General features: G+C 67.2%; 21 protein-coding genes. 7 read left to right on the forward strand and 14 right to left on the reverse strand.

Going from position 1 to position 19,255, the window contains the following annotated elements; all coding sequences use genetic code 11:
- Nucleotides 1-100 precede the first annotated feature (100 nt).
- The 3 genes from dksA to AC1RLU_RS13900 all read right to left on the reverse strand — a co-directional run bounded on the left by dksA (nt 101) and on the right by AC1RLU_RS13900 (nt 3,072).
- On the reverse strand, nt 101-523 hold the full coding sequence (gene dksA, locus AC1RLU_RS13890) for an RNA polymerase-binding protein DksA (protein WP_061966923.1): 423 nt from the start codon (nt 521-523) through the stop codon (nt 101-103).
- 178 nt (nt 524-701) lie between these two features.
- Nucleotides 702-1,724 carry a hypothetical protein gene (locus tag AC1RLU_RS13895; RefSeq protein WP_492796259.1) on the reverse strand — a complete coding sequence of 341 codons (1,023 nt, stop codon included), beginning with the start codon at nt 1,722-1,724 and terminating at the stop codon, nt 702-704.
- Nucleotides 1,699-3,072: an MBOAT family O-acyltransferase gene (locus AC1RLU_RS13900; RefSeq protein WP_061966924.1), complete on the reverse strand. Its 1,374-nt coding sequence runs from the start codon at nt 3,070-3,072 to the stop codon at nt 1,699-1,701. Before AC1RLU_RS13900 ends, AC1RLU_RS13895 begins: the two co-directional genes overlap by 26 nt.
- Nucleotides 3,073-3,245: 173 nt before the next feature.
- On the opposite strand from AC1RLU_RS13900, the gene AC1RLU_RS13905 reads away from it, so the two are divergent.
- Genes AC1RLU_RS13905 through AC1RLU_RS13920 form a run of 4 tightly spaced genes read left to right on the forward strand, consistent with a single transcriptional unit; the run spans nt 3,246 to nt 6,926 of the window.
- Nucleotides 3,246-3,908 carry a CerR family C-terminal domain-containing protein gene (locus tag AC1RLU_RS13905; RefSeq protein WP_492796261.1) on the forward strand — a complete coding sequence of 221 codons (663 nt, stop codon included), beginning with the start codon at nt 3,246-3,248 and terminating at the stop codon, nt 3,906-3,908.
- Nucleotides 3,905-4,864: an HlyD family secretion protein gene (locus AC1RLU_RS13910; RefSeq protein ID WP_091856550.1), complete on the forward strand. Its 960-nt coding sequence runs from the start codon at nt 3,905-3,907 to the stop codon at nt 4,862-4,864. The genes AC1RLU_RS13905 and AC1RLU_RS13910 overlap by 4 nt, the downstream gene beginning before the upstream one ends.
- A 29-nt stretch (nt 4,865-4,893) precedes the next feature.
- Entirely contained in the window at nt 4,894-5,787 is an 894-nt protein-coding gene (locus AC1RLU_RS13915; RefSeq protein WP_492796944.1) for an ABC transporter ATP-binding protein, read from the forward strand.
- Entirely contained in the window at nt 5,784-6,926 is a 1,143-nt protein-coding gene (locus AC1RLU_RS13920) for an ABC transporter permease (protein ID WP_061966927.1), read from the forward strand. Before AC1RLU_RS13915 ends, AC1RLU_RS13920 begins: the two co-directional genes overlap by 4 nt.
- A gap of 129 nt (nt 6,927-7,055) precedes the next feature.
- Here AC1RLU_RS13920 and AC1RLU_RS13925 read toward each other — a convergent pair whose 3' ends face one another.
- The 5 genes from AC1RLU_RS13925 to AC1RLU_RS13945 form a co-directional block, all read right to left on the reverse strand.
- Nucleotides 7,056-8,585, reverse strand: coding sequence for an acyl-CoA carboxylase subunit beta (locus tag AC1RLU_RS13925; protein WP_492796262.1), 1,530 nt, complete (start codon nt 8,583-8,585; stop codon nt 7,056-7,058).
- A 163-nt stretch (nt 8,586-8,748) separates the two neighbouring features.
- Nucleotides 8,749-9,537 (reverse strand): ATP12 family chaperone protein, encoded by a 789-nt coding sequence (locus AC1RLU_RS13930; RefSeq protein ID WP_492796264.1) that lies wholly within the window; start codon nt 9,535-9,537, stop codon nt 8,749-8,751.
- A gap of 42 nt (nt 9,538-9,579) precedes the next feature.
- Nucleotides 9,580-11,040 carry a methyl-accepting chemotaxis protein gene (locus AC1RLU_RS13935; protein WP_492796266.1) on the reverse strand — a complete coding sequence of 487 codons (1,461 nt, stop codon included), beginning with the start codon at nt 11,038-11,040 and terminating at the stop codon, nt 9,580-9,582.
- Nucleotides 11,037-11,312, reverse strand: a complete 276-nt coding sequence (locus AC1RLU_RS13940; protein ID WP_492796267.1) for a hypothetical protein — start codon at nt 11,310-11,312, stop codon at nt 11,037-11,039. The genes AC1RLU_RS13935 and AC1RLU_RS13940 overlap by 4 nt, the downstream gene beginning before the upstream one ends.
- Before the next feature lie 154 nt (nt 11,313-11,466).
- Complete coding sequence (locus AC1RLU_RS13945; protein WP_492796268.1) at nt 11,467-12,465, reverse strand: P1 family peptidase; 999 nt, start codon at nt 12,463-12,465, stop codon at nt 11,467-11,469.
- Between the two features lie 173 nt (nt 12,466-12,638).
- Here AC1RLU_RS13945 and AC1RLU_RS13950 point away from each other — a divergent pair, with 173 nt between their 5' ends.
- Complete coding sequence (locus AC1RLU_RS13950; RefSeq protein WP_492796269.1) at nt 12,639-13,280, forward strand: Spy/CpxP family protein refolding chaperone; 642 nt, start codon at nt 12,639-12,641, stop codon at nt 13,278-13,280.
- A 98-nt stretch (nt 13,281-13,378) separates the two neighbouring features.
- On the opposite strand, the gene AC1RLU_RS13955 is transcribed toward AC1RLU_RS13950, so the two are convergent.
- Nucleotides 13,379-13,621: a hypothetical protein gene (locus tag AC1RLU_RS13955; RefSeq protein WP_061966933.1), complete on the reverse strand. Its 243-nt coding sequence runs from the start codon at nt 13,619-13,621 to the stop codon at nt 13,379-13,381.
- A 201-nt stretch (nt 13,622-13,822) separates the two neighbouring features.
- On the opposite strand from AC1RLU_RS13955, the gene AC1RLU_RS13960 reads away from it, so the two are divergent.
- Entirely contained in the window at nt 13,823-13,975 is a 153-nt protein-coding gene (locus AC1RLU_RS13960; protein ID WP_156407051.1) for a hypothetical protein, read from the forward strand.
- Between the two features lie 68 nt (nt 13,976-14,043).
- Here AC1RLU_RS13960 and AC1RLU_RS13965 read toward each other — a convergent pair whose 3' ends face one another.
- The 4 genes from AC1RLU_RS13965 to murI all read right to left on the reverse strand — a co-directional run bounded on the left by AC1RLU_RS13965 (nt 14,044) and on the right by murI (nt 16,448).
- Nucleotides 14,044-14,328 (reverse strand): hypothetical protein, encoded by a 285-nt coding sequence (locus AC1RLU_RS13965; RefSeq protein WP_492796270.1) that lies wholly within the window; start codon nt 14,326-14,328, stop codon nt 14,044-14,046.
- A 136-nt stretch (nt 14,329-14,464) separates the two neighbouring features.
- On the reverse strand, nt 14,465-15,082 hold the full coding sequence (rpsD, locus tag AC1RLU_RS13970; protein ID WP_061966947.1) for a 30S ribosomal protein S4: 618 nt from the start codon (nt 15,080-15,082) through the stop codon (nt 14,465-14,467).
- Nucleotides 15,083-15,278: 196 nt separating this feature from the next.
- Entirely contained in the window at nt 15,279-15,518 is a 240-nt protein-coding gene (locus AC1RLU_RS13975) for a hypothetical protein (RefSeq protein ID WP_082617368.1), read from the reverse strand.
- A 63-nt stretch (nt 15,519-15,581) separates the two neighbouring features.
- Nucleotides 15,582-16,448: a glutamate racemase gene (gene murI / locus AC1RLU_RS13980; protein WP_061966949.1), complete on the reverse strand. Its 867-nt coding sequence runs from the start codon at nt 16,446-16,448 to the stop codon at nt 15,582-15,584.
- A gap of 237 nt (nt 16,449-16,685) precedes the next feature.
- Between murI and AC1RLU_RS13985 the strand changes: the two genes are divergently transcribed.
- A complete protein-coding gene (locus AC1RLU_RS13985; RefSeq protein WP_492796273.1) occupies nt 16,686-17,624 on the forward strand; it encodes a bifunctional helix-turn-helix transcriptional regulator/GNAT family N-acetyltransferase in 939 nt (312 codons plus the stop codon).
- Between the two features lie 6 nt (nt 17,625-17,630).
- On the opposite strand, the gene AC1RLU_RS13990 is transcribed toward AC1RLU_RS13985, so the two are convergent.
- Nucleotides 17,631-18,947 carry a flavin monoamine oxidase family protein gene (locus tag AC1RLU_RS13990; RefSeq protein WP_492796274.1) on the reverse strand — a complete coding sequence of 439 codons (1,317 nt, stop codon included), beginning with the start codon at nt 18,945-18,947 and terminating at the stop codon, nt 17,631-17,633.
- Nucleotides 18,948-19,255: the final 308 nt, after the last annotated feature.

A 19,255-nucleotide genomic window follows, 5' to 3' on the forward strand; every position in this document is an offset into this window, starting at 1 on the left:
CCCGACGGAAACGGGCCGTCGACATAGGGGGCTTCACGCAAAAGGCCCCGCGCCTGTCGACGCGGGGCCTCCTGGACAAGTCGGGCAAGCCTGTCGCGGCTCAATCGTCGCGGAAGACGCGCTCGTTGCGCTCGTGGCGCTCCTGCGCCTCCAGCGAAAGCGTCGCGATCGGGCGGGCTTCCAGACGCTTCAGCGAGATCGGCTCGCCGGTCTCCTCGCAATAGCCGTAGGTCGCGTCATCGATCCGGGCGATGGCCGCGTCGATCTTGGCGATCAGCTTGCGCTGCCGGTCGCGGGCGCGCAGCTCGATGGCGCGGTCTGTTTCGGAGGAGGCCCGGTCGGCGATGTCCGGGTGATTCTCGCTCTCTTTCTGCAAGGTCAGCAGGGTTTCCCTGGCTTCCCGCAGGATCTCGTCCTTCCAGGCGAGGAGCTTGCCGCGGAAATACTCGCGTTGACGGTCGTTCATGAACGGCTCGTCATCGCTCGGCTTGTAATCCGCCTCGAGGATGATCTGCTTCGACATGGGCGCTCTCTCAGTTGTCGGCTCACGCACCCATCGGCTGTGCCGCGGAAGGGGAGCCGATTTGGCGCCCTTATAGCGATCCGTTTCAACTGGAACAATCGCTTCCGACAGGACTTCAACGGCTTCGTGAAAACGCGCGATCCGGCGCCCATTTTCGATGAAAATGGCCGGATTTGCGTCAATTCAGCTTGCGGATCGCGTCGGCGATGTCGGCTTCGACCAATCTGGCGATCGGTTGCCGGTAATGACTATGGTCGAAGAACAGCTTCGGATCGCGTAATTCAGGCCTGTCGACCCGCCAATCGACCAGCGCCGTGCGCGGGCGGCGGGCCGCCAGGTCGGCGAAGGCCTTGCGGCAGGCCGCATCGGCCGCGGCATCGCGCGTGCCGGGCTTCGACAGGGCGGTGACATAGACCGGCGGGCGCAGGAGAATCAGCGCGGTCTCGGCCGGGGCCGCCTTCATCAGCTCTTCCAGACCCGTCGCGGCCGGGAAGGGGCCGTCGACATTGCCGCCGCCGGCCTCGATCGGCTTCTGCAACCGGGCGATGATCTCCGGATTGGTTCCGTAACCCTGCACGCCGTAGCCCGATTCGTAGTCCCAGTAGCCGTCCGGGCGTGCGCGCTCGGCCTTGACCGACGTCAGATAGCCGATTCGGCGGGGCAGTTCCTCCAGCAGGTCGAAGCGCATCAGCCCGCCGAGATAGTCGGGCAGGCTGCGGCTCAACAGCCAGAACGGGAAGGGCTTCTCGTTGGGCAGAGCCGGGTTCGCGGTGCACCAGTAATTGTCGATGCCGACCACGATCGCCTGCGGCGGCGCCGTGCGGTGGTGGCGCAGGAACCAGTCGATCGTCGCGAAGGTCTCCCTGGGCTGTGTCGCCGGCGCGATCAGCGAGACGAAGGGGATACCGGTCTTCGCATGCAGCTCCTCCGGCGAGATCAGCTGGATATGCGAGTTGCCGAAGATGGCGCCGGTGAAGCGCGGGTCGCGCCCGCGGCTCGCCAGCGCCGTGCGCGGGCCCTGCGGGCGCACGCCTTCCCCGAGCTTCAGCGGCGAGCGGCCGGAATCATAGGGATCGATCAGGAAGGCGGCCGTCAGGAAGGCGACCGCGATCAGCACCGCTGCGCTGAGGAAGGCGCCGGTGAAGCCCGTCCACTTCGCCGCCCGAGCGGCCTGCTCAGAACTGGAAGTAGATGAACTCATAATTGGCGTCTTCGCCGATCTTCAGCAGGATGATGACGAACAGGAGCCCGGCGAGGATCGCGAGCCAGCGGGCCGGCGGCAATTTATGGACGAGGTTCCAGGCGGTGGGGCCGATGATGGCGAAGGCGGCTGCCGGCAGCAAAGCCCGCCATTTGAAGCCGGTGCCGACGGGGCCGAGCCCGAACAGGCCCTTGTAGATCGCGAGCGCGGCCTCGAAATTCGTCGCCCGGAACAGCACCCAGCAGAGCATCACGAACAGGAAGGTCAGGACCCAGCCGAGCGCCGCCGGCATCGGCAGGCCGGCGCGACGCCAGAACAGCGCGACGATCAATGCCAGCCCATGCGCCACGCCCCAGGCGACGAAGGTGAGGCCGGCGCCGTGCCAGAGGCCGCCCAGCGCCATGGTGGCGAAGAGCGCCCAGATCTGCGTCGGCAGGCCGCTGCGCGAGCCGCCGAGCGGGATGTAGAGATAGTCCCGCAGGAAGCGCGACAGAGTCATGTGCCAGCGGCGCCAGAAATCCTGGATCGAGAGCGAGCGATACGGCGCCTCGAAATTCTGCGGCAGCACGATGCCGAAGAGCAGGGCGAGGCCCAGCGCCATGTCGGTATAGCCGGAGAAGTCGAAATAGATCTGGAAGGTGAAGGCGAGCGTCGCCTGCCAGGCTTCCATCAGGCTGATGACCTTGCCGGCCGCCGCGGCCGCGAAGACCGGGTTGGCGTATTCGGCGAGGGGGTCGCCGATCAGCACCTTCTTGGCGAGGCCGGCGGTGAGCAGCAGCAGGCCGCGCGCGATCCGCTCGGCCGCGTCCGGGCGCTGATAGGGCCGCTCGTCGAGCTGGTGCATGATCTCGCGCCAGCGCACCAGGGGGCCGGCGAGCACCTGTGGGAAGAAGGCGATGTAGAGCGCGTAGCGGACGAGATCGTAGCGCGGCGCCTGCCCGCGCCGCAGATCCGTCAGGTACATGATGTGGTGGAAGGTGAAGAAGGAAATGCCGAGCGGCAGCGCGATGTCGAATTTCGGCGCCGGCAATCCGGGAATCATTCCAGCGAGATCGGCGAAGAAGTTGAAGTACTTGAACACCGCGAGGACAGCGAGGTTCAGGACGATCGCAAGCGTGATCAGCGCGCCGGACTTCGTCTTCTGGAAGGCCTCGGCGATCAGCCAGTTCAGCCCGATCGAGAGCACGAGCAGCGGCAGGAAGCGCCAGTCCCAATAGCCGTAGAAGGCGAAGGACAGCGCCACCAGCACCGGCAGGCGCCAGCGCGGCGCAAAGCGTTCCGCCGCCCAGTGGAGGGCGAGCGCCAGCGGCAGGAAGGCAAGCAGGAAGACGAAGGAGTTGAAAAGCATCGGGCGGGGAGCGGATCACAGGATGGGTGCCGCCTTAGACCATTATGGACGACGAGTCATGTCGGCGCTGGTGCGGCGCAGGAGGGCGGAAGAAGGCATAGGCGGCGGGCGCCTGTCCTCGCTATTTCAATCAATCGATTGATTGAAATAGCGGGCGATGATATGGATGCGATATGAAAGCTATTTCCGAGAGCGATGCCGGGACACGCGAGGCGCTGATCCGGGCCGGGCTCGACCTGTTCGGGCGGCATGGATTCGAGGCGAGCTCGATCCGCCAGATCGCCCAGGCGGCCAGGGTCAACAGCGCCGGCATCGCCTATCATTTCGGTGGCAAGGACGGTTTGCGGCAGGCCTGTGCCGAGGCGATCGTCGCGACGATGAAGCAGCGGGTCTTCGGCGCCGCTGCGGCGATGCCGCCCCTCGACAGGCTCGCGCCGGAGGCGGCAGCCGAGCTGCTGTTCGGCATCGTCGGGCGTGTCACGGCCTTCGCGACGCAGGCGCAGGAAAGCGAGACGATCGCCCGCTTCGTCCTGCGTGAGATGATGGAGCCGACCCCGGCCTTCGAGACGCTCTACGAGGGGCTGGTCGGGCCGGTCCATGGCCATCTCTGCCGGCTCTGGGCGGCGGCGACCGGGATGGAGCCGGAGGCGGAGGCAACCAAGCTCGCGGTCTTCGCGACGATCGGGCAGGTGCTTTACTTCCGGCTGGCGCGGCCGGCCGTGATGCGGCGCATGGGCTGGAGCGCGATCAACACGGCTGAGAGCGAGGCGATCGCCGGCGTCATCCGCGCCAATCTCCGCGCCAGTATCGCCAGCATGCGGGAGAACAGGTCATGATCCTCGGCTTCCTCTGTTCCTTCGGGCTGATCGCCGCGAGCTTTTCCGCCTGCGGCGGCGATACGGTCCGCATCGCCGGCTATGTCGAGGGCGAATATGTCCGGCTCGGGCCGATCGATACGGCCCGGATCGAGCGCATCGATGTCCGCCGGGGCGACCGCGTCGAGGCCGGCCAGGCCGTGGCGGGGCTCGAACGGACCGATGCCGAGAATGCCGTTGCCGAGGCCGAGGCGCGGCTGGTGCAGGCGCGGGCGCAGCTCGACAATCTGAAGAGCGGCAAGCGGCCGGAAGAGATTGCGGTGATCGAGGCGAGCCTCGCCTCCGCCAAGGCGCAGGAGCGCGAAGCCGACCGGGCGCTCGACCGGCGGCAGGACCTGTTCCGCCGGGGCGTCTCCACCCAGGCCGATCTCGACCAGGCGGTGACGGCGCGCGACGTCGCCGGCGCGCGGGTCCGCGAGATCGGTGCCAATCTTGGCGTGGCGCGGCTGGCGGCAAGGCCCGACGAGATCAAGGCCAGCGAGAATCAGGTCGAGCAGGCGAAATCCGCTCTGGCACAGGCGCAGTGGAAGCTGTCGCAGCGCCAGCTCGTCGCGCCCGCGGCCGGGCGGATCAGCGACGTCCTGCGCCGGGTCGGCGAACTCGCCGGGCCGAGCGCGCCGGCGCTCCTGATGCTGCCGGACGGCGCCGCCAAGCTGATGCTCTATGTGCCGGAGATCAGAATCTCAGGCGTGACGACCGGCATGAAGCTCGATGTCCGCTGCGATGGCTGTGCGCCCGGCCTGACCGCCACCGTGACTTATGTCTCGCCGGAGCCCGAATTCACGCCGCCGGTGATCTATTCGGCGCAGACGCGCCAGAAGCTGGTCTATCTGGTCGAGGCACGGCCGGATGGCGGGCCGCAATCGGCGCTTCAACCCGGCCAGATCGTCGACGTCACGCTCAGGGCGCAGCGGTGAGTGCCGCGCTCGCCATCGATGTGCGGGGGATGACGAAGCGCTTCGGCAAGCGCACCGTGGTCGACGATGTCGATCTCGCGGTCGCGACGGGCGAGATCGTCGGCTTCCTCGGGCCCAACGGCTCGGGCAAGACGACGACGATCCGGATGATCTGCGGCTTGCTCAGGCCCGATGCCGGGGAGGGCACTGTGCTCGGGCTCGACGTCCGTACGCAAAGCGCCGCGATCAAGCGCCAGGTCGGCTATATGACGCAGCGCTTCTCCTTCTACGAAGACCTGACGATCGCCGAGAACCTGACCTTCGTCGCCCGGCTCTACGAGCTCGATCCGGTCGATGAGGCCGTGGCCAAGACGCTGGACGGGTTGGGCCTCACCTCGCGAAAGGACCAGCTCGCCGGCACGCTTTCGGGTGGCTGGAAACAGCGTCTGGCGCTCGCCGCCTGCATCATGCACCAGCCCAAGCTCCTGCTGCTCGACGAGCCGACCGCGGGCGTCGATCCCAAGGCGCGGCGCGAGTTCTGGGACGAGATCCATCGGCTGGCCGGCGACGGGCTGACGGTGCTGGTCTCGACCCATTACATGGACGAAGCCGAGCGCTGCCACCGCATCGGCTACATCGCTTATGGCCGGATGCTGGCCACGGGGACCGTCGAGGAGGTCGTTCGCGGTTCGGGCCTCGTCACCTTCGTCGTCCATGGCGCACTGAAGCCCGCCCAGATCCGGGCGCTGGAGGCGACCGAGGGCGTCGAGCAGGTCGCTCCCTTCGGCGCGACGCTGCATGTCGTCGGCACCGATCGGAGCAAGCTGGAGGCGGCGCTCGAACCCCTGAAGCGCGAGGCCGGCATCAAGGTCGAGCCCGGCGAGACCAGCCTCGAGGACGTCTTCATCAAGTTCATGACCGGCGCGCAGGAGCGGGCGGCATGATTGCGCTGTTTTCCCCACGCCGGCTCGGCGCGATCCTGGCGAAGGAGTTCGTGCAGATGCGGCGCGACCGCATCACCTTCGCCATGATGCTGGCGGTGCCGATCGTCCAGCTCCTGCTCTTCGGCTATGCGATCAACAACGACCCGCGGGGCCTGCCGGCGGCGGTCCTGGCGCTCGGGCAGGACCAATATACCCGCGCCGTGGTCTCGGCGCTGGAGGTCTCGAACTATTATCGCTTCGGCGAGCGGCCGCAGAGCGCGGCCGAGGCCGAGAGCCTGATGGCGAAGGGCGAAATCTCCTTCCTCGTCACCATTCCCAGCGATTTCGGCACCCGCGTCGAGCGGGCGGACGAGCCGCGCATCCTGGTCGAGGCCGATGCAACCGACCCCGCAGCGGCGAGCGGGGCTGTCTCGGCGCTTGGCACGATCGCGAGCCGGGCCCTGCTGCGGGCGCAGGGGCGCGAGCCGGTCACCGATCCGGCTGGGGCCAGTGGCGACAGCCTCTCCTTCGTGGTGCACCGGCGCTACAACCCGGAGAACATCACCCAGTACAACATCGTGCCGGGCCTGCTCGGCGTCATCCTGCAGATGACCATGGTGATGATGACGGCGATGGCGCTGACCCGCGAGATCGAGCGCGGCACCATGGAGAACCTGCTCGCCATGCCGGCGACGGCCGGCGAGATCATGCTCGGCAAGGTGCTGCCCTATCTCGCCATCGGCGCGGTGCAGGTGGTGATCGTGCTGGGCGCGGCCAAGCTGCTCTTCGCCGTGCCCTTCCTCGGCGGGCTTGGGCTGCTGCTCACCTGCGTGCTGGTCTTCGTGCTGGCACTGGTGCTGCTTGGCTACACGATCTCGACGGTGGCGCGCACGCAGCTCCAGGCGATGCAGCTGACCTTCTTCTTCTTCCTGCCCTCGCTGATGCTGTCGGGCTTCATGTTCCCCTTCGCCGGCATGCCGGGCTGGGCGCAGGCGCTGGGAGAACTCTTCCCACTGACGCATTTCCTGCGGATCATCCGCGCGATCATGCTGAAGGGCGCAGGCTTGAGCGATATCGGCGACGAGGTGCTCTATCTCAGCCTGTTCGTGCCGGTCTATGCGGGGCTCGCGCTGATGCGGTTCCGGAGCACGCTGGATTAGCAGGTCAGGCCGTCATTCTCGGGCGGAGCGAAGCGCTGACCCGAGGATTTCATGACGAGACGGTGCGGCTGGAGCCTCACGCGGCCTGAGATGCTCGGGGCAAGCCCGAGCATGACGCGCGTTGCGATGTCAGAGCGGAATGTTGTCGTGCTTCCGCCAGGGCCGCTCGACGTTCTTGGTCCTGAGCATCGCGAGGGCCCGCGCGATGCGGCGTCGCGTCGAATGCGGCATGATGACTTCGTCGATATAGCCGCGCTCGGCCGCGACGAAGGGCGACATGAAGCGGTCCTCGTATTCCTTGGTCTGGCGCGCGATGGTCTCGGCATCGCCGCCGCGGAAGATGATCTCGACCGCGCCCTTGGCGCCCATCACCGCGATCTGCGCCGTCGGCCAGGCATAGTTCACGTCGGCGCCGATATGCTTGGAGGCCATCACGTCATAGGCGCCGCCGAAGGCTTTTCGCGTGATGATCGTGACCAGCGGTACGGTGCATTCGCTATAGGCGAAGAGCAGCTTGGCGCCGTGCTTGATCAGGCCGCCATATTCCTGCGCGGTGCCGGGCAGGAAGCCGGGAACGTCGACGAGCGAGACGATCGGGATCTCGAAGGCGTCGCAATAGCGCACGAAGCGCGCCGCCTTGCGCGAGGCGTCGGAATCGAGCACGCCGGCCAGCACCATCGGCTGGTTCGCGACGATGCCGACGGTGCGGCCCTCGATGCGGCCGAAACCGGTAACGATATTGCCGGCGTAAGCTTGCTGAATCTCAAAGAAGTCGCCCTCGTCGACCGTCTTCAGGATCAGCTCCTTGATGTCGTAGGGCTTGTTCGGGTTGTCGGGTACGAGCGTGTCGAGGCTCATGTCGACACGGTCGGGCACGTCGAATGACGGCCATTCCGGTACGCCGGCGGTGTTGTTGGCGGGGAGGAAGTCGAGCAGGCGGCGCACCTGCAGCAGCGCCTCGACATCGTTCTCGAAGGAGCCGTCGGCGACCGAGGACTTGGAGGTATGGACCTTGGCGCCGCCGAGCTCCTCCGAGGTCACGGTCTCGTTGGTGACGGTCTTCACCACCTCCGGGCCGGTGACAAACATGTAGGAGGTGTCGCGGACCATGAAGATGAAATCGGTCATCGCCGGCGAATAGACGTCACCGCCGGCGCAGGGGCCCATGATCACCGAGATCTGCGGGATGACGCCGGAAGCCTGCACGTTCCGCTTGAAGACCTCGCCATAGCCGCCGAGCGCCGCCACGCCCTCCTGGATGCGGGCGCCGCCGGCATCGAACAGGCCGACGATCGGCGCACGCATCTTCAGCGCCATGTCCTGGATCTTGATGATCTTCTGGGCATGGGTCTCAGAGAGCGAGCCGCCGAAGACGGTGAAATCCTTGGAGAAGACGAAGACGGTGCGGCCATTGACCGTACCCCAGCCGGTGACGACGCCGTCGCCGGGGATCTTCTCGGCCTTGTCCATGCCGAAATCGACGGCGCGGTGCTGCACGAACATGTCGAACTCCTCGAAGGAGTCCTTGTCGAGCAGGAGCTCGATGCGCTCGCGGGCGGTGAGCTTGCCGCGCTTGTGCTGCGCCTCGATGCGGCGCTCGCCGCCACCCTTGCGGGCGCCCTCGCGCCGGGATTCGAGCTGTTCGAGAATATCCTTCATGGCGGCAGGCTCCCGGCGGGCAAAACGCGTCTCAAAGCCGGCTTAAGCGGCGAAAGCGGATGAGTCCATGACGACGTTTGCGCAAGCCGGAACCGCAATCATGCGGAACGATGCGAGGCTGGGCCATCGCGGCGAGGCTGGTGCGATCAGCCGTCGTCGCCGCCTACCCCTTCAGCAGCAGGAGCACCGCAGCGTCGAATTCACGGCGGCGGATGACGCGGCGCTCGGCCGCTTCCTCGTCCTGTCCCCAAATCCCGATCTGGTAGTCTTCGTCGAGATGAGCGGCATCCCAGACCGCGTCCGGATCGATCAGCCCGTTCGCCAGTGCGAGCATCAGGATGGCCGAGCCGGTCAGGGTCATGACGTTATGGGCGCCGGCGAGCGCCAGCGGGGCGGCGATCTTCTCGACATGCCGGGTGACGGCGGCGAGCGTCTCCTCCGGCTGCTCGGCGAAGACGATGCCCTCGGCCAGCAGGAAGCGGGCGCCGATCAGAGCTTCGATATCGCCAAGGATCGGCTGCCAGACCAGATTTTGCCGTTCGACGAGCGCCTCGGGCTCGCCGGCGCGGTAGCAGAGCGCGTCGGAGCCGGCATAGCGGACGATTTCGGCGCGCACGGCCTCCTGCTGGTCCTCGACGCCGTCGAGTGCCGAGTTGACGAGCCGGGTCAGCGGCATCCGCGCGGGATCGATCCGTTCGCTTTGGGCCTGCCATTCGGCGGCAAGCGCTTCGGCGACCGGGCGTGAGCCGACGGCAAGCGGCTTGCGGGCCGGGGTCCGCGCCGTCTTGCCGTCGAGAGCGACATGGAAGAGGCCGTCGCGCTCCAGCACGCCGGCCTCTTTGTAGAAGCAGGCGGGCAGGGGATTGCGCATGGCCTGCTGGGCAGCGGCGACGGGGTCCGGCTGGCTGGCGCCGGGGGAGCCGAAACGGGCGAGGAAATCGTCGGTGGACATGGCCCCGCCATAGCGCATTCGCGCTCGGCAGGAAACGGTAGCTCAGGCGGCACGGATGCGGCCGAGGAACTGGGCGACCTCGCTGTCGAGATGCACGGACTGGAGCGAAAGCTTGTCGGCGGATTCGGCGACATGGCCCGCAGCCTCGTCGGTTTCGGCGGCGATGCGGCTGACGATGTCGATATGGCCGGCGGCGAAGACGGTCTCGTCGGCGGCGCGCCGGATGATCTGGGCGATGCCCGCAGCCGCGGCATTCTGCTGCTCGACCACGGTCGCGACATTGCCGGAAATCTGGTTGAGCGAGCCGACCGTCGCGTTCATCGCGTCGATCGCGTCGATCGCCTCGGTGCTGGAATCGCGGATCGCGCCGATCTGGCTCTGGATCTCTTCCGTTGCGCGCCAGGTCTGATTGGCGAGCGACTTGATCTCCTGGGCGACGACAGTGAAGCCGCCGCCGGAGCGGCCGAGACGGGCAGCCTCGATCGAGGCGTTGAGCGCCAGCAGGTTGGTGTGCTTGGCAATGGTCGAGATCGCGTCGGTGATATCGCCGACCTGGCCGGCCTTGCGCGACAATTCACCGACCGTGTCGAGCACGGCGCGGGCCTGCCGCGTGGTCTCGCCGACGACGCGGGTGGTTTCCGCGACCTGGCGGTCGACCTCGGCGAATGAATGCGCCAGTTCCGCCGTGCCCTGCGTGACGGCGACGACATTGGACGAGGTCTGGCGCGAGGACTGCGAGGCGGCGCTGGAGCGTTCGGAGACTTCGAGGGCGCCGGCCTTCATCTGCTGCGATGCGATGCGCAGGGATTGCACGGAGGCGATGACGTCGCGGGCGATGCCGGCGATCTCGCGTTCGAAATCGTCGGCCACGGCGTGCAGGACCTGGCGGCGAACCAGTGCGCTCCTCTCCGTGGTTTCGGCGAGATTGCGCCTGGCCTCGTCCGCCGCGGCGCGGGCGACATCGGCCTCGTGGCGTTCGCGCTCCGAGACTTCGAGCGACTGGCGCAGCGACCAGACCACCCAGCTCAGCGCGACCGACTGCACGGCGACGATCGCGCCATGCAGCAGGACGCGGTCGATCTGGTTGCCGCCGAGGAAGACGCCGCTGGGTTGCAGCAGGCTGAAAGCGAGGTGATGCAGGACGATGGCGAGAGTCGCCGGGATGAAGATGCGCCAGTCGAGCCAGCCGGCGAGCACAGCCAGCATGGCGAAGAAATACATGTGCATGTCGGACTGATAGGGATGCCCGGCGAAGGCATAGACCAGCAGCATGACCTGGCCCATGGTCACGATGCTGGAAACCTCGCGGGTCATCCAGCCGGTGCGGTCTATGCGCCAGATCATCGTTCCGAGAGCGGCCAGCGCGATGCCTGCCAGCGTGATCGCAGGGCCGTGCAGCGGCGAGAAGGCGGGCGTTCCGACCGCCAGTACGGCGGCATTCGCCCAGAGGATCGCGATCAGGAAACGGGAGAAGCGCTCCCGAAAGCGCGTGACGGCGTTCATCGGCTGCTCCCTGTGGCGCTTCCGGTGCAAAGCCGGGCAAAGGCGGCGTCGATGACGAGCCAGGCTCCGGCTCCGTAGAGGGATGAGACGAAGCCGTCGCGCTCGCCCATCGTGAAGGCGACGGCGGCGGCGGTATCGATCTGCAGGAGGCTGCCGCTGGCCTCGGTGACGGCTTGCGCGATATCGGCCGATGCGGTTCCAGCGGGGAAAAAGGCGGCGATCGGTCGTCCCGGCACCGGCCAGGCCGCAATCAGGAGCGCGGCGATCGCCATAGCGACACCGCAGACCAGGCCGAAGCCGATCTCGCGCATAGGGTCCCCCCGGTTGTCCGATCATAAAACGGAAACCTAGGCGGGCAGATTACGGAGGTCGGCTTTATGCTTGGTAAATTACTCCATTACGTTGCGGCATGTTTTCGGGGTCGGCTCAATGCCCGAAACGATCCCGCCAGGCAGGCCTGGCGCCGGCGAAGGGCAGGGCCGTTGCCGCGTGGACGCCGCGCGCCGCGGCGCGAGCCAGCACATCGGCGGCCGTGGCGCAGAGCTCCGTCATCGCGAAAGCGTCCGAGGGTGCGCCGCTGTAACCCGTTGCGGCGGCGAAGACGATGTCGCCGTCCAACGGGGCATGGGCAGGGCGCAAGGCACGGGCGAGGCCATCATGCGCGGCGAGCGCGAGGCGCCGGGCCTGCGGCTTGGTCAGGACGGCGTCGGTCGCGACCAGCGCGATCGTGGTGTTCTGGCCGGTGCCGCCCTTGAAGCGCAAAGCGGTGTCGTCAGACGTGATCGCGGCAGGCCAACCGATGCCGCCGAACTCACCATCGCGCTCATAGGGCGCTGCCCAGAAGTGGGGGCCGTCGCCGATCGTGGCCGTGCCGACGGCGTTCACCGCAACCAGTGCGCCGACGATCTGCCCTGTCGCGGCCCGCGCGCTCGCCGAGCCGAGACCGCCCTTGAGATTGGCGGTGGTCGCGCCGTAGCCGGCACCGGCGGTTCCGAGCGCGAATCTGGCGGACGCTGCGGCGGCAGCCTCGGCCCCGAGCCGGGCATAGGGCGTTTCGCCTTCGCCGCGGGCCCAAGGCTTGTCTCCGCCATTCATCAGGTCGAACAGGATGGCCTGCGGGACGATCGGCACGCGGAAGGCGCCGACCGGAAAGCCGCGCCCCTCCTTCGCCAGCCAGCGCATCACGCCATCGGCGGCCCCGAGCCCCCAGGCCGAGCCGCCGGAGAGAACGATGGCGTCGACATGCTCGACGGTCATCTCCGGATCGAGCAGCGCGGTATCGCGGGTGCCGGGCGCGCCGCCGAGCACGGCGGCGGAGGCGATGGTCGGGCGCTCGAAGATCGCGGCGGTGACGCCCGTCCCTGCTGCAACGTCATGCGCATGGCCGACGAGCAGGCCGCGGACATCGGTGATGAGATTTTGCATTGAAAACCCGATGGCGAACCGAATCGCGCCGAAGGCGTTGTCGCTACATTACGATCTTTTCATCCGCTGGCCATTGCCGGGTCAGGCCGGCAGGATCAGGTTCACGCTATCGCCAATCGGCTTCGAGACCCGCTGCGCGACGCTTCGACTGGACTGTTTCAAGGAGATTGCCCGTGAAACCCATTGCCCTCATCGCCGCATCGTCGATCGCGATGCTTGCCGGCAGCTTCGCGCTGGCGCAGCCGCAGCCGGTTCCGCCCGCGGGCGGCAGCGACCAGAAGCAGGAACGCAGCGAAAGCCGCGAACAGCGCCGCGACGAATGGCGCGAGCGCCGGGCCGAGCGAGCCAAGGAGCGGATGGAAGAGCGCTTGTCCAAGGTGCGCGCCGATCTCAAGCTCAGCCCGGAGCAGGCAGCTCTGTTCGACAAGGTCGAGGGGCTGATCAAGCAGCGCACCGCCGAGCGCGGCGAGCGCGGGCAAGCGATGCGCGAGCGGCGCGAGGCGCTGCGCCATGCCGATCTGATGGAGCGCCTCGACGCCACCGCCAATCGGCAGGGCGAGCGTGCAGCCCGCTCCAAGGAACTGGCCGATGCCGTGCGCCCGCTCTGGACGACGCTCAGCGACGAGCAGAAGACGGTGCTGCGCCGCTCGGTGCGCGAGGCCATGGCGGAAGGGCGCGAGCGCTTCCGCGAGATGCGCGGCTGGCGTGGAGGCTGGCATGACAACGACCGTGGCGACCGCTGGGAGCGCGGCGATCGTGGTGACCGCGATGGACGCAGGCACTGGCGGGATCGCGACGACCGGAACGACGACTGAGCGCTGACGCCGGCCCATTTCCAACAGGTCCATGACTGAAAAGAGCCGCCCCCTGTCTTGGGCGCGGCTCTTCGCGTCTCGCTCGTGGGCGCCCGGTCTCAGCCACCGACCGCGTCCGAGACGCATTTCTTGGTGAAGCTGTTCTTGGCGGCGCCGGCCAGCTTCCTGTCGGCGGCCTGCTTGTCGCAGGCGGCGCCCGCATCCTTCTCGCATTTGGTCAGGAAGCTCGTCTTCGCCGCCCCGGCCAGCTTCTTGTCCGTGGCCTGAAGGTTGCAGCTTTGCGCCTGGGCGGCGCCGGCCATGCAGCACACTGCGAACGCGGTCAGCAGAAGTCTTTTCATGCGAATCTCCTCTCCGGGGAGATGACGCTACGCTACCGTACGGCTGGGAGATATGGGCAAGAGCGCTTTCCGCCCTGCTTTCGTCAAAATCCCTAACATACGGAATTCAAAAGGAATTCAGGCATTTACCATATCCATTCAGGTTGGATTCACGCCTCGCCGTTTACGCTTTGTCAGTGATTGCGATGCGAGAGGTGAGCCATGAAGCAGACATGGTCATGTTGGGCGATGCGGGCCTTCATCGGCTCGGTCTTCATCGTCTGCCTGTTCGGGCCTTATGCGCTGTCGATCCTGATCGGCTGCGTGGGAGTGGGCTGCTATTTCTTCCGCAACGAAGTCGGCTCGCATCTCTGAGCTGTTGCACGCCTGGTTCCATTCCCGGCCGAAACCGCTTTTCGTCGCCCAGCCGCGCGCGGCGCATTCTACCTGATCTGGCGCAGGTGACAGGTCTTCACCTTGCCGCCACGGCCATCCGAGCGCCAGACGCAGCCTGAACGGGCCGGGGCGCGATCATAGAGATAGATCTCCGCGCGCCGCTTACGATTGAAGCTTTGATTGGAAAAGTCGTGCCCGCCGACGCGGACATTGCGTCCGAAGCGGACTTCGGCCGACGCGCCTGATGATAGCGCCACGTTCCATCCCACCGCCGTCGAGAGCAGGAACGCGGCGGTCGCCAAAGCGCCGAACGTCGCCTTCAAAACCCTCATGCCATTCTCCCGGTCGCGATCGGTGGGCGCATCATGCCGCCAAACCGGCGTATCGCCAGAACGAAAAAGGGGACGGCCCGAAGGCCGTCCCCTGAATGTCGTCTGCGCCCCGAAAGGCCAAGGGCGTTGTCGCCGATCAGCGCGAGTAGAACTCGATGACCAGGTTCGGCTCCATCTGCACCGCGTAGGGCACGTCCGACAGGGTCGGGGTGCGGGTATAGGTGGCCGAGAACTTGGTGTGGTCGGCGTCGATGTAATCGGGCACGTCACGCTCGGCCAGCGCGGCCGACTCGATGACGATGGCGAGCTGCTTCGACGAATCCTTGACCGCGATCACGTCGCCCGGCTTCACCTGATAGGAGGCGATGTTGACGCGCTTGCCGTTCACGGTGATGTGGCCGTGGTTGACGAACTGGCGGGCCGCGAAGACGGTCGGGACGAACTTGGCGCGGTAGATCACCGCGTCGAGACGACGCTCGAGCAGGCCGACGAGGTTCTCGCCCGAGTCGCCCTTCAGGCGGATCGCCTCGGCGTAGTAGCGGCGGAACTGCTTCTCGGAGATCGAGCCGTAATAACCCTTCAGCTTCTGCTTGGCGCGCAGCTGCGTGCCGAAGTCGGACGGCTTGCCCTTGCGGCGCTGGCCGTGCTGGCCGGGGCCGTATTCTCGACGGTTGACCGGGGACTTCGGGCGGCCCCAGATGTTCTGACCGAGGCGGCGGTCAATCTTGTACTTCGCCTCATGGCGCTTCGACATGTCGCGTGTCCTCTCAGGTTCGCGAGTTGAGGACCGCGCCCTCCTGTCCCCTTGCGGGGCGACAGATCCAGCTTCCGAAGAAGAGCGGATCACGGGTGCGGAAAAAGCCACGCGGCCCCGTGAGGAGCCGCGCGACGAGAGGGCGTATGACGGAAAGCCGGCTTCGAGTCAATTCCGCGACCGCGGAAAGCCGCAATCAGCGCCAGTAGCCATAGGGTCGATAATAATAATGGTGGCGCCGCGGACGGTGCTTGTACCAGCCATAGTGATGGCCGCGATTCCAGCCATGGTGGCGGCGTGGCCCGTGGCCGTAGAAGCCGTGATGCCCATGGCCTCCGCGCCAGCCATGGGGCTTCGCCTGCGCTTCCGTGCTTGTGCCGACGCCGGCGAAGGCGAGGCTGGCGGCAAGCGCCGACAGCAATAGCAGCTTTCTCATGAGGCTGGCTCCTTCTGCGATGGTCGCCGGAACCCTAAACGCTTCGGGGTCGGGCTGGTTCCCTCAGTTCGCCAGGGGCATGGGCTCGACGACGACCTGTGCCAGGCCATAGCCGGCCAAGGCGATCCGCAAGGGGCCGGTCAGGCCGGAACCATTGGTGAAGACCGCGGTCGCGTCGTGGCAGGCCGGATCGGGCTCGCGGGCGCCGGACAGGAGGTCGGCGACACGGCGCGCGATCGCCGGCGCCGGGTCGATCCACTCGACCGACCAGGGCGCGAGCCGCTTCATCCGCTCCAGCAGCAGGGGATAATGCGTGCAGGACAGGGTGACGACATCGGTGCGGCGGCCATCCTCCTCGATGAAGCAAGGGGCGATCTCGGCAGCAAGGATCGCGTCGTCGACGGCCTCGCCCTTCAGCGCCTGCTCGGCAAGGCCGGCGAGCCGCGTTGCGCCGACGAGCGTGACGCGGTGGCTGGCCGCATAGGTCTCGATCAGCTCGCGGGTGTAGTCGCGCGCCACGGTGCCGGGCGTGGCCAGCACCGAGATCATGCCGCTGCGGGTCGCGGCTGCGGCCGGCTTGATCGCGGGGACGGTTCCGACGAAGGGGATGGCGAAGCGTGCCCTGAGCGCCGGGAGCACCAGCGTCGAGGCCGTGTTGCAGGCGATGACCACGAGATCGGGATGGAAGCGCGCAATGAGGCGCTCCATCACGGCGAGCACGCGGGTGACGAGTTCGCCCTCGCCCAGCCGGCCATAGGGAAAGCCGGCATCGTCGGCGGCGTAGACGATATGGGCGCCGGGGCAGGCCTGGGTGGTGCGCGCGAGCACGGTGAGGCCGCCGAGGCCGGAATCGAAGACGAGGATGGTGGGCCGGGGCCGGGGGATCGCGAAGGGGCGGTGGCCCGCGCCGGCGAGGAGATCGACTTGCATTGAGAGTGCCGCAAACGCCAAAGCGCGACTCCGCCAGAGACCGGTTAAGGGACGGTCAACGACGGGTTCAGCGGCTGTCTCGAATTTAGTTGACTATGTCCACTAAATCGGTTGGCATCTGGAGGAGTTCAGCAAAAGTGCGCAGCGGTTTTGCGCCCGGAACTGCGTCGAAACAAAAAGATGGAGCTTTGGAGGCGAACGGGTGCTCGCCGGAAATGCTCTAGCTGGAGGTGCGCCATGGAAACCACCGAGACCGCCGTCGCCGCGATCCGCCGCTTCAACCGCTTCCATACCCGCTGGGTCGGGGCGCTCGGCGGGAGCCTGCACGGCTCGGGCCTCGCGCTCGCCGAGGCGCGCGTGCTTTACGAGCTGGCGCAGCGCGACGACTGGCAGGCGGCCGAGATGGCCAAGTCGCTCGATCTCGATCCGGCCTATCTCTCACGCATCCTCAAGCGCTTTGCCGGGCAGGGCTGGCTCGAACGCAGCCGCTCGGTAGCCGATGGCCGGGCCTGGCGCCTGCGCCTGACGGCGAAGGGCAGGGCGGCCTTCCAGCCGCTCGACGAGGCTTCGAGCGCGCAGGCGGGGGCGATCCTGGGGCGGCTGGCACCGCTCGAGCAGGCGAGGCTTGTCGATGCGCTCGGCGATACCGAGCGGCTTCTCACCGGCGATGTTCGTGATCGTTCCGCGCCGGTTATCCGTGAGCATCGGGCCGGCGACATGGGGTGGGTCGTCGGCGCGCATGGCCGGCTCTATGCCGAGGACTACGATTGGGATCTGAGTTTCGAGGCGCTTGTAGCGGAAATCGCCGCGAAGTTCCTGCGCGAGTTCAAGCCCGACCGCGAGCGCTGCTTCATCGCCGAGCTCGATGGCCAGCCCGTCGGTTCCGCCTTCGTCGTGCAGGAGGACGAGGCGACGGCCAAGCTCAGGCTCGTGATCGTCGAGAAGCGGGCACATGGGCTCGGGCTCGGCAAGCGTCTGGTCCGCGAGGCCATCGGTTTCGCGCGCGCTGCCGGCTACGGGCGCATGGTGCTCTGGACCAACGACATCCTGCATGCGGCGCGCGGCATCTATGTCGGCGAAGGCTTCAGGCTGGTGGCGGAGGAGAAGCACCACTCCTTCGGGCAGGATCTCGTCGGTCAGAACTGGGAACTGGCGCTTCGGCCGAGCGCGGCCTGATACCCGTCAAGCCTTCAGGCGCGTCAGCGCCGCTGCCGCAGCGCGACCGGCGAGCGTCGCGCCGCCGACCGTCATGGCGCCGCCTCCGGCCGTCGCCTCGCCGGCGATGAAGAGGCGGTTGCCGATCGGCTGGGCGAGGGCGTCGCGCGCCGCCTCGTGGCCGGGATCGCAGATCGAATAGGAGCCGCGGGCGAAGGGATCAGTCCACCAGGCCGGGAAGGAGACCGCCTTCACCGCCTTCCGGAAGTCCGAACCGACCATCCTCGCCAGCAGGTCGACGAGATGGGCGCGGGCCTCGTCGGTGCCGGCCTCCGAGAGCTTGCGGGCATAGTCGCCGCCGCAATAGCCGATGACGATGTCCTGCCCGCCGGGGAACATGTCGAGATTCATCAGGCGTTCGGGCGCGGCCGCTTCGAGGAAGCTCGCGCCGGGCGCGATGCCGAAACGGTCGCCCTCGACCTTCAGCGCAATCTTGGTCAGCGCGCCCATATGAAGGCCGGCAAGGGCGTCGCGCGTCGCGGCCGGCAGCTCCGGGATGAAGCGGATCGTCCCGGCCTTCAGCACGCCGACCGGGACCGTGACGATGCAGGCATTGGCCCGCAGCGTGCCCGAACGCGTGGTGACGGTGACGCCCGGTCCGTCCCAGCGGACCGTCTCGACCTGCTCGTTCAGGCGGATGTCCAGCCCGGTAGCCGAGCGCGCGACGAGATTGCCGTAGCCGGAGGGGACGACGAGATCATCCCCCGACCACAGGCGCTGATAGTCGCGCGCGGAGATGCGGCTCGATTCCTCGCCGATGGAAAGCAGCAGGCCGGATGCCGCGACGGGCGCGAGCTCAGGGCCGAGATCTCCCAGGAGCTCGGCGATCGACATGTCGCGTTGCGTGAGATCGACCGTTTCCAGCCGGCGGTCGATCTGGCCGAATGCGCTCCGGCGGCGATTGCGGTCGGAATCGGCCATCGGTCGGCCGTCGGCGAAGACCTTGAAGCCGCTGCCCCAGGATTCGGCAGGGGTGGCGATGCCGAGATCGCGGGCGATCTGGACCCAGGGGTTGCGCTCGGCCCAGTGGATGAACATCGCGCCCGCATCATAGGCCGGACCGAGCGAGGCATCGGTGAAGGCGCGCCCTCCGACGCGGTCCCGCGCTTCGAGTACGACGGCCTGGCGCCCGGCGCCGCGCAGGGCCTGCGCCGCGGCGATGCCGGCCGCGCCGGCGCCGATCACGACGACGTCGGTATCAGACGCGGCTGCCGCCCGGCCGGCCATGGCGAAGCTCGCGGCCAAGGCGCCTGTTCCCGTCAACATCGTCCGGCGGTCGAGCATCTGTGACGTCCCTTGATGCTCCGCATGTTGGAGCCCTGCCGCTGCATTGCAACGGGAAGCTGGCGGGCGAGGGGCAGGATGCGATCACGAGATCGGGAGCCGGTGGGCCTCGGCTGCAGGCTTCAGCTTAGAACGATGCGATCAAATATTATTGTTTAGATGAATTCTACTATTGTGTTCTTCCTGCATCGGAAGATGTCCTTCGTGTGGCAGGCAATTGACAGTCATCGAGTCGCTCAATATCCGAATATTGTCTTATCGGGGCAGATAAGACCTTGTTTGTATTAATTTAAAACTATTGGGGCGCG

The sequence above is a fragment of the Allobosea sp. GW822-FHT05A11 genome (genome assembly GCF_058800455.1).